Below are 7,925 nucleotides of genomic sequence, written 5' to 3'. Positions count from 1 at the left end.
CTCGCGAACGCCGCCGCGGCGCTGCTCGACGCGACCGTCGACGGCGACGCGGCCGACTGGCAGCAGCGCGCCGAGCGCCTGGCCGCGGCGCGCGCGACGTTCGATCCGGCCTTGTTCGGCGATCTCGGCGCCCTGCTCGACGACACGGTGCACGGCGTCGCCCAGATCGCCGACCTCGTCGGCAATCTCAAGGATTTCTCGCGCGTCGACGCGGCGCACACCGACGCGGTCGACCTGCACGGCCTCATCGACGCGGCGCTGCGCATCGCCGGCCACCTGCTCAGGAAGCGCAACGTGCAGGTGCAGTGCCGCTACGGCGAGGTACCGCCGCTGCGCTGCGCGCCGGCGCAGATCAACCAGGTGCTGCTGAACCTCGTCAGCAACGCCGCGCAGGCCATCGACCACGACCACGGACAGATCCTCATCCGCACGCAGACGCTCGGCGGCTATGCATTGATCGCCGTGCAGGACAACGGCCGCGGCATTCCGGCCGACGTGCTGCCCCGGATCTTCGAGCCGTTCTTCACGACCAAGCCGGTCGGCCAGGGCACCGGCCTGGGCCTGTCCATCTGCCAGCAGATCGTGCAGGCCCACGGCGGCCGCATCGCGGCGACGTCGGCCCCTCCCTCGGGCACGCGCTTCGTGGTCGCGCTGCCGCTGGCTCCGACTTCGCCGCAGGCCGCCGCATGAATCCCGACAAGCCCTGTGTGGTACTGATCGACGACGAGGAGCGCATCCTGCGTTCGTTGTCGCTGCTGCTGCGCAGCCGCTACGAGGTGCTCGCGACCACCGATCCGGTGCAGGTGCTCGACTGGGTCCGCACGCGGCCGGTGCACGTGGTCGTCAGCGACCAGCGCATGCCGACGATCAGCGGCGTCGACCTGCTGCGCCAGATCCGCGACCACTCGCCGCGCAGCATGCGCCTGCTGCTGACCGGCTACGCCGATCTCGCCGCGGTCGAGGCGGCCGTCAACGACGGCGAGATCTTCCGCTTCCTCGAGAAGCCCTGGGACGCCGCGCGGCTGCAGCAGACCATCGCCGAAGCCGCGCAGATCGCCTGGGACGAATACGCGCGCCTCGCGCCGGCCGATGCGGCGGCGCGCTCCGCCGCGTCCGCGCGGGAGCCGATCGCGGTGGACGCGGCGCCGTCGGCGGCCGTGCTCGTGCTCGACGAGGATCCGATGACCGTGACTCTGGTCCGCGAGCTGCTGCCGCCCGGCGCGCTCGTGGTGCCGGCGATCAACGTCGAGGCCGCGCTGGCGCGCATCGAGACACGCGAATACGGGGTGATCCTCGCCGAGCTGCGCCACAGCAGCGACGATGTCATAGGCGCCCTGAAGCTGCTCAAGCAGGCCAGCCCGCGCACCCTGGCGATCGCCTGTTCCTCGCTGCGCGACGGCCGTCTGCTGATCGATCTGATCAATCAGGGCCAGGTGTTCCGCTTCCTGCCCAAGCCGCTCGTGCGCGAGCTGCTGCGCCGCGCGCTGTTCGCCGCGCTGGACCGTCATCGCGAGCTGCATCTGGAGCCGCAGCGCCTGCGCCGGCATGCGGTCGAGGCGCCGCGCGAGGTCAGCCTGTCCAGCCGCGTGCTCGACTACCTGCGCCGCATCCGCGACCAGGCGCGGCTGCGCGCCTGATGTCGCGGCCTCGCGCCGGCCTCCGCCGCCCGTCGGACGACCTTGGTCGAAAGCTCAAACGATCGTTTGGATTTTTGCGGCGGCCTGCGCTATGTTCGGCGAATCCGATGATCGACCGGGACGCCGTCATGGCGAGTGTCGCTGCCAGCCCGCGCTATTCGCTGCTCGAGGAAATCATTTCCAGCGCCATCCACGGCGTCGGCGTCGTGCTCAGCATCGCCGGGCTGGCCGTGCTCGTCGCGTTCGCGGCGCTCGGCGGCACAGCCTGGCACGTGACCAGCGTCGCCGTGTTCGGCGCGGCGCTCGTGCTGCTCTACACGGCATCGACCTTGTATCACGGCATTCCGAACGAGGTCGCCAAGCCGACCCTGCGTGCGCTCGACCACGTCGCGATCTATCTGCTGATCGCCGGAACCTACACGCCCTACACCCTGATCAGCCTGCGCGACAGCTACGGCTGGCTGCTGTTCGGCGTGGTCTGGGGCCTGGCCCTGTTCGGCATCGTCTGCGAGCTGTCGCCGCTGAAGCGCTTCCGAAGCGCCGCCGTCGCGCTGTACATCGGCATGGGCTGGAGCGCGCTGGCCGCGCTGGGGCCGCTGCTCGAAAGCGTGCCGAGCGGCGGGCTCTGGCTGCTGTTCCTCGGCGGCGCGGCCTACACGTTCGGCGTGCCGTTCTACCTGTGGCGGCGCCTGCCGTTCAGCCACGCGATCTGGCACGGCTTCGTGCTGCTCGGCAGCATCCTGCATTTCTTCTCCATCCTGCTCTACGTGGTCCCGGCCGACACGATCTGAGTCGCGGCCGCATTCGTCCCGTTCGCGGAGAAACGCAATGAAAAAGGCCGAATACGCCGAACGCGGCCCGGTGCCGCAGGACGTCATCGACGTCGTCGACATGACCCTGCCGCCGCCTTCTGCGGGCCAGGTGCTCATCGAAGTGCTGGCCGCGCCGATCAATCCGTCCGACGTGCTGACCCTGACCGGCCAGTACGGCCTGCTGCCGCCGCTGCCGGCTATCGGCGGCAACGAAGGCGTCGGCCGCGTCGTCGGTCTCGGCGACGGCGTCGATGCGGGCTGGCAGGGCCGCACCGTGCTGCTGCCCGTCGGCAGCGGCACCTGGCGCACGCATCTGCTCGCCGAGGCCAAGGGCCTGATCGCGCTGCCGGACGGCGCCGACGTGCAGCAGCTCGCGATGCTGTCGATCAATCCGCCGACGGCGCTGCTGATGCTCAGTGAATTCGTCACCTTGCAGCCCGGCGACTGGGTCATCCAGAACGCGGCGAATTCCGCGGTCGGCAGCTATCTGATCGGCATCGCGAAAGCGCGCGGCATCCGCTGCGTCAACGTCGTGCGGCGCGAATCGGCCGTGGCCGGCGTCAAGGCCGCCGGCGGCGAGATCGTGCTCGTCGACGGCGACAAGCTGGCCAAGCGCGTCGCCGAAGCGACGAATGCCGCGCCGATCCGGCTCGGCATCGATGCGGTCGGCGGCCCCGCGACCGAGAATCTCGCGCGCTGCCTCGCCGAGGGCGCCACCTTGCTCAACTACGGCGCGATGAGCGGCGAACCCTGCCAGATCTCGCCGGCCTCGTTCATCTTCCGCGACATCACCCTGCGCGGCTTCTGGCTGTCGCAATGGTTCCGCACGGCCACGCCGCAGCGCCGCGCCGAAGTGTTCGGCGAGATCGGCCGTCTGATCGCGAGCGGCCAGCTGCGCGCGCCGGTGCAGGCGACCTATCCGCTGCACGCGATCAAGCAGGCCGTCGCTGCCGCCGCCGCGGGCGAACGCGAGGGCAAGATCCTGTTGTTGCCGCAAGCCTGAGCGCCGATCACGGCGGCATCCCGCCGCGATCAGTCGCATCGCATTGCTGCCGCGGCCCGCCGGTCGGCGAGCCGCGCTGCTTTTTTCCTTTATTTCTTCTCGCGCGGAATGAACTCGTCGGCGACGGCTTTCGCCAGCAGGTCCGGCGGCAGCAGGCCCTGGCCGATCACGAAATCGTTGAACTTGAGCCGGTCGAACTTGCCGCCGAGCGCGATCTCGGTCTGCGCGCGCAGTTCCATCAGCCGCGTATAGCCGTAGAAATAGCTCGTCGCCTGGCCCGGCGCGCGGAAGGTGTAGCGGTCGACTTCCTGCGTGGCCATGCCGTTGGACAGGCCGACCTCGTCGGTCAGCACCTGATGCGCGCGCTCGCGCGTGATCTGGCCGAGGTTGAGCATCGGATCGAGGATCGCGCGCGCGGCGCGCTGCAGCCGCGCCTGCAGCGCGAACAGCTGGCCTTCGAGCGGTTCGTACGGTTTGGTCTCGGCTTCCGCGTACAGCGCCCAGCCTTCGACGTTGACGCTGTTGAACGCGAACACGCTGCGCGCGAGCGACACGCCGCGCTCGACCATCGCAGTGAACTGCAGCTCGTGGCCCGGACGGCCTTCGTGGGCGGTCAGGGTCCAGGTCGCGCCCTTGTGGCTGAAGTCGTCGTAGCCGTCGGACTTGCCGTCGCTGCCGGGGTTGCCGGCGGTCAGCACGAAGGTGCCGCGCTCGCCCTTGTTGCCGATCAGCGGCGGCGGGTCCATGTGCGGCGCCGGCTGCGCCGCGGTCTCGGCGGCCGAGGCCACGCGCATCTGCATCGGGCGCTGCGGCAAGGTGACGATGCGTTCGCGGCGGATGATCTCTTCGACTCGGGCTATGACCTCGTGGTAGGTCGCCTCGACCTGGTCCGGCGCGATCTGCTCCTGCTTGAGCGCCTTGAGCACGGCGCGGTAGTCGCTGTCGGGCAGCTTGCGCTGCGCGGCGATCTGGCTCGCGATGGCCTGCATCTCGTTGCGGATTTCCGCGTACGACAGTCGCGCCTTCTGGATCAGCGCTTCGGGCGGAATGTCCAGGCCGACGTTGCGCAGGTTGTCCGCATAGAGCTCCGCGGGCAGGCGGAAATCGTCGCGCGCGCGCGGCAGCACGCGTTCGCGCACCCAGTCGTCGTAGTCCTTGAGCTGCGCTTGGAGCGTGTCGAGCGCCTTGTCGGCACCCTTGATGCCGTACTTCGCATAAAGATCGCGCAGGCCCTTGACGTACTGCGGCGTGCTCGCGAGCGCCTTTTCCACTTGTTGCCTGACCGGGCCGAGCAGGCCGGTCTTGCCGGCCTGTTCCTCGAAGCGCGCCTTGGCCAGTTCGGTGATCGGCGTATAGCCGCGTTCGAGGCCCGTGTAGCGCTTGAGGCGGACCAGCGCGGCCTTGCGCCGCGCCGGCGCAACCTCGTCCTGCAGCAGGCCGAACTCGCCGCGGAACACGGCCTGGCCGACGTCGAAATAGGGCAGCAGGTATTTCTCGTTGATCGTCGTGCTGTCGATCTGGCGCTGCGTCGCTTCGATCATGATGTCGAGATCCTGCAGCACGCGCGGATCCTGCTCGCTGCCGCGGCGCGCCTCGAGCTGCGCCTTGGCCGCGGCCGAGGCCGCGCGAAAGCGGTCGTTGACGCCGGGCTTGAGATCGAAGACGCCTTCGTCGTAGCCCGGCAGGCCGAGGCTGCTGGCCGACTCCGGACTGAAATCGGCGATCACCTTGAGCACCGACTGGGCGTTGGCGTTGCTGCGCGCGACCCAGTCGTCGGCGGCGAGGGCGGGCAGGGCGAAGGCGAGCAGACCGGCGAGGGCGAGGCGTTGCAGGCGTGACATGGGGATTTCCTCCGGGGATCGGCGCAGTGTCGCGCAGCGGCGCGCCGCTGCCCATAGGCCGGAGGTTGCGACGATCTTGCACGGATTGCCCGTCTGCTAGGCCGTAGGTCATGCCGTCGTCGACGCCGGTCCCGCACGCACAACCCGTTGGGAGAAACGCAGATGCACGGTCATTCGTGGGGATGGGTCGCGGGCCGCTGTCTGGCGGCGTGGCTGGCGTTGACGACGGCCGCGGCGGCGGCCGGCGAGACGCCGTATTTGCAGGTGCTCGGCGGCGATCCGGCCCGGGTCGAGCGCCTGCCGTTGCTGCAGACCCGCGCCGAGGTCGACATCGTCGGCACGATCGCGAGCGTCGAGCTGCGCCAGGTGTTCGAGAATCGCGGCGACGTGCCGATCGAGGCGGTCTACGTGTTCCCGGCCTCGACCGACGCCGCGGTCGGCAGCCTGACCCTGCGCATCGGCGAGCGCACGGTGCGCGGCGTGCTCCGCGAGAAGCAGCAGGCCCGCGCCGACTACGACGCGGCCAGGTCCGAAGGCCGCAACTCGGCCTTGCTCGAGCAGCAGGCCGAAGGCGTGTTCCGCCTGCGCGTGGCCAACATCCTGCCGGGCGACCGCATCGACGTCGCGCTGCAGTACACCGAGCTGCTGCGGCCGCGCGAAGGCGTCTACGAGTTCTTCCTGCCGACGACGCGCGGCGCAACCGCCGGCGGCGAATCCGCGACGCACGATCCGGTGCGTTCGTCGGCGGCCGCCGAGGTCACCGACTACAGCTTCGCGCTGGCCGCGCGCCTGCGCGGCGCGGCGCCGTTCGCGGCCATCGCCAGTCCGTCGCACCGCATCGACGTGCAGCGCAGCGACGCGCGCCGCGCGGCCGTCACGCTCGCGGCCGACGAGGCGAAGGCCGCGACGCGCGACTTCGTGCTGCGCTTCAGCTATGCCGGCGACGCGATCGCCGACGGACTGCAGCTGTATCCGGGCGGGCCGGAGCAGTTCTTCCTGCTGACCGTGCAGCCGCCCGCGTCCGTGCTGCCCGACCAGGTGCCTGCGCGCGAATACCTGTTCGTCGTCGACGTTTCCGGCTCGATGGCCGGCGCGCCGCTGGATCTGGCCAAGCTCGTGCTGCGCGAGCTGCTGGCCGGCATGCGGCCGCAGGACCGTTTCAACGTCGTGCTGTTCGCCGGCGCGGCGTCGGTGCTCGACGCGAAGGCTTCTCTGGCCGGTACGCCGGACAATCTCCGGCAGGCGCTACGCTTCATCGACGCGGCCGACGGCAGCGGTGCGACCGATCTGCTCAGCGCGCTGCAGACGGCCTACGCGTTGCCGCACGGCGCGGGCGTCGCGCGCTCCGTCGTCGTCGTGACCGACGGCGGCATCGCGGCCGGCGACGCGGTGTCGCGGCTGATCCGCAGCCGCCTCGGCGAAGCCAGCGTGTTCGCGTTCGGCGTCGGCGCCCGGGTCGACAAGGCGGTGATCCGGCGCATCGCGCGCGCCGGTACGGGCGAGGCCGTCATGATCGAGAACCTCGACGAGGGCAAGCCGCAGGCGCAGGCGTTCCGGCGCTATATCGAGCAGCCGCTGCTCAGCGGCATAGCCGTCGCGTTCGAGGGCTTCGACGCCTACGACGTATCGCCGATGCCGGTGCCCGACCTGTTCGCGCAGCGGCCGGTCGTGCTCGTCGGCAAATATCGCGGCGCGGCGCAGGGCCGCATCCGTCTGCGCGCGCAGAGCGGCCGCGGACCGTACGAGGCCGTCGTCGACGTCGCCGCGGCGGCCGACGTCTCCGCCGAGAACGCGCCGCTGCGCACCCTGTGGGCGCGTCAGATGCTGGCCGACCGGATCGATCTCGGCGCCGAGCCCGGCGCCGAGGATGCGCTGCGCCGCGAGATCACGCAGCTCGGCCTCGACTACGGCCTGCTGACGCCATACACGGCCTTCGTCGCGATCGACGATGCGGTACGCACGCAGCAACCGTCGACCACCGTCGACCAGCCGCTGCCGCAGCGCGCGTCGCAGGTCGTCGGCTATGCGAGCGGCAGCGGCAATGCGCTGCTGTTCGCCGCGGCGCTGTCGCCGGCGTTGCAGCAGAACCTGGCCGCGAGCGCGGCGCCGCTGCGCGTCGTCGACGGACGCCGTTTCCGCGAGCGCGGCGACACGCTCGTCGACCTGGCCTATCGCGACGGCCAGCCGCTGCTGCGCATACGCCGCGACAGCCCGGCCTTCATGCGGTTGCTGCAGCTGCGGCCGGACCTGCGTGTCTGGCTCGAACTCGAAGGCAGCGTGCTGCTGAGCCTCGGCCGCTATGCCGTGCTCGTCGACGCGCGCGGCTTCAGCGACTATCCCGACGCGCTGCTGCAGCGCGCCGTGGCGCTGCGGCCATGAAGCGCGCGCGGCGGATCGCCTGCGGTTTGCTCGCGCTGCTGAGCGGCGCGGCCTTCGCGCGCACCGACGTGACCTTCGTCCTCGCCGACGACAATCCGGGCCATGCGTTCTTCGCGGCGGCGCGCGATTACTACGCGGCGCGGCCGGCCGAGGCCGGCGTGCTCGTGACCGCGGCGCGCAGCCTGGCCGACGCGCGCGAATTCCTGCGCCGCTCGCCGCTGCGCGGCGCCGAGCCCTGGGGACGCGTGCGCCT

7 protein-coding genes are annotated in these 7,925 nt (G+C 70.8%); 6 read left to right on the top strand and 1 reads right to left on the bottom strand.

The window, feature by feature from the left end; genetic code table 11:
* From NON22_RS16915 to NON22_RS16900, 4 genes are all read left to right on the top strand, one after another.
* A partial coding sequence (locus NON22_RS16915) for a sensor histidine kinase (RefSeq protein ID WP_257388120.1) occupies positions 1–690 on the top strand: 690 nt, incomplete at its 5' end.
* On the top strand, positions 687–1,637 hold the full coding sequence (locus NON22_RS16910; protein ID WP_257388119.1) for a response regulator: 951 nt from the start codon (positions 687–689) through the stop codon (positions 1,635–1,637). The genes NON22_RS16915 and NON22_RS16910, both read left to right, overlap by 4 nt.
* Before the next feature lie 128 nt (positions 1,638–1,765).
* Complete coding sequence (gene trhA / locus NON22_RS16905) at positions 1,766–2,428, top strand: PAQR family membrane homeostasis protein TrhA (protein WP_257388118.1); 663 nt, start codon at positions 1,766–1,768, stop codon at positions 2,426–2,428.
* 37 nt (positions 2,429–2,465) lie between these two features.
* On the top strand, positions 2,466–3,452 hold the full coding sequence (locus tag NON22_RS16900) for a zinc-dependent alcohol dehydrogenase family protein (RefSeq protein WP_257388117.1): 987 nt from the start codon (positions 2,466–2,468) through the stop codon (positions 3,450–3,452).
* An 89-nt stretch (positions 3,453–3,541) separates the two neighbouring features.
* Here the strand turns inward: NON22_RS16900 and NON22_RS16895 are convergent, their stop codons facing one another.
* The gene (locus NON22_RS16895; RefSeq protein ID WP_257388116.1) at positions 3,542–5,293 is read right to left on the bottom strand and encodes a DUF885 domain-containing protein; all 1,752 of its coding nucleotides are present in this window, start codon (positions 5,291–5,293) and stop codon (positions 3,542–3,544) included.
* Between the two features lie 162 nt (positions 5,294–5,455).
* Between NON22_RS16895 and NON22_RS16890 the strand changes: the two genes are divergently transcribed.
* Positions 5,456–7,672 carry a VIT domain-containing protein gene (locus NON22_RS16890; protein ID WP_257388115.1) on the top strand — a complete coding sequence of 739 codons (2,217 nt, stop codon included), beginning with the start codon at positions 5,456–5,458 and terminating at the stop codon, positions 7,670–7,672.
* Positions 7,669–7,925: hypothetical protein (locus NON22_RS16885; RefSeq protein ID WP_257388114.1), on the top strand; the 257-nt coding region annotated here is incomplete at its 3' end. The genes NON22_RS16890 and NON22_RS16885, both read left to right, overlap by 4 nt.

This window comes from Tahibacter caeni (assembly GCF_024609805.1).
GTDB classification, from domain to species: Bacteria; Pseudomonadota; Gammaproteobacteria; order Xanthomonadales; family Rhodanobacteraceae; genus Tahibacter; species Tahibacter caeni.
Note: the sequence above shows the minus strand (reverse complement) of the source record. Positions and strands in the feature narration are given on the sequence as shown.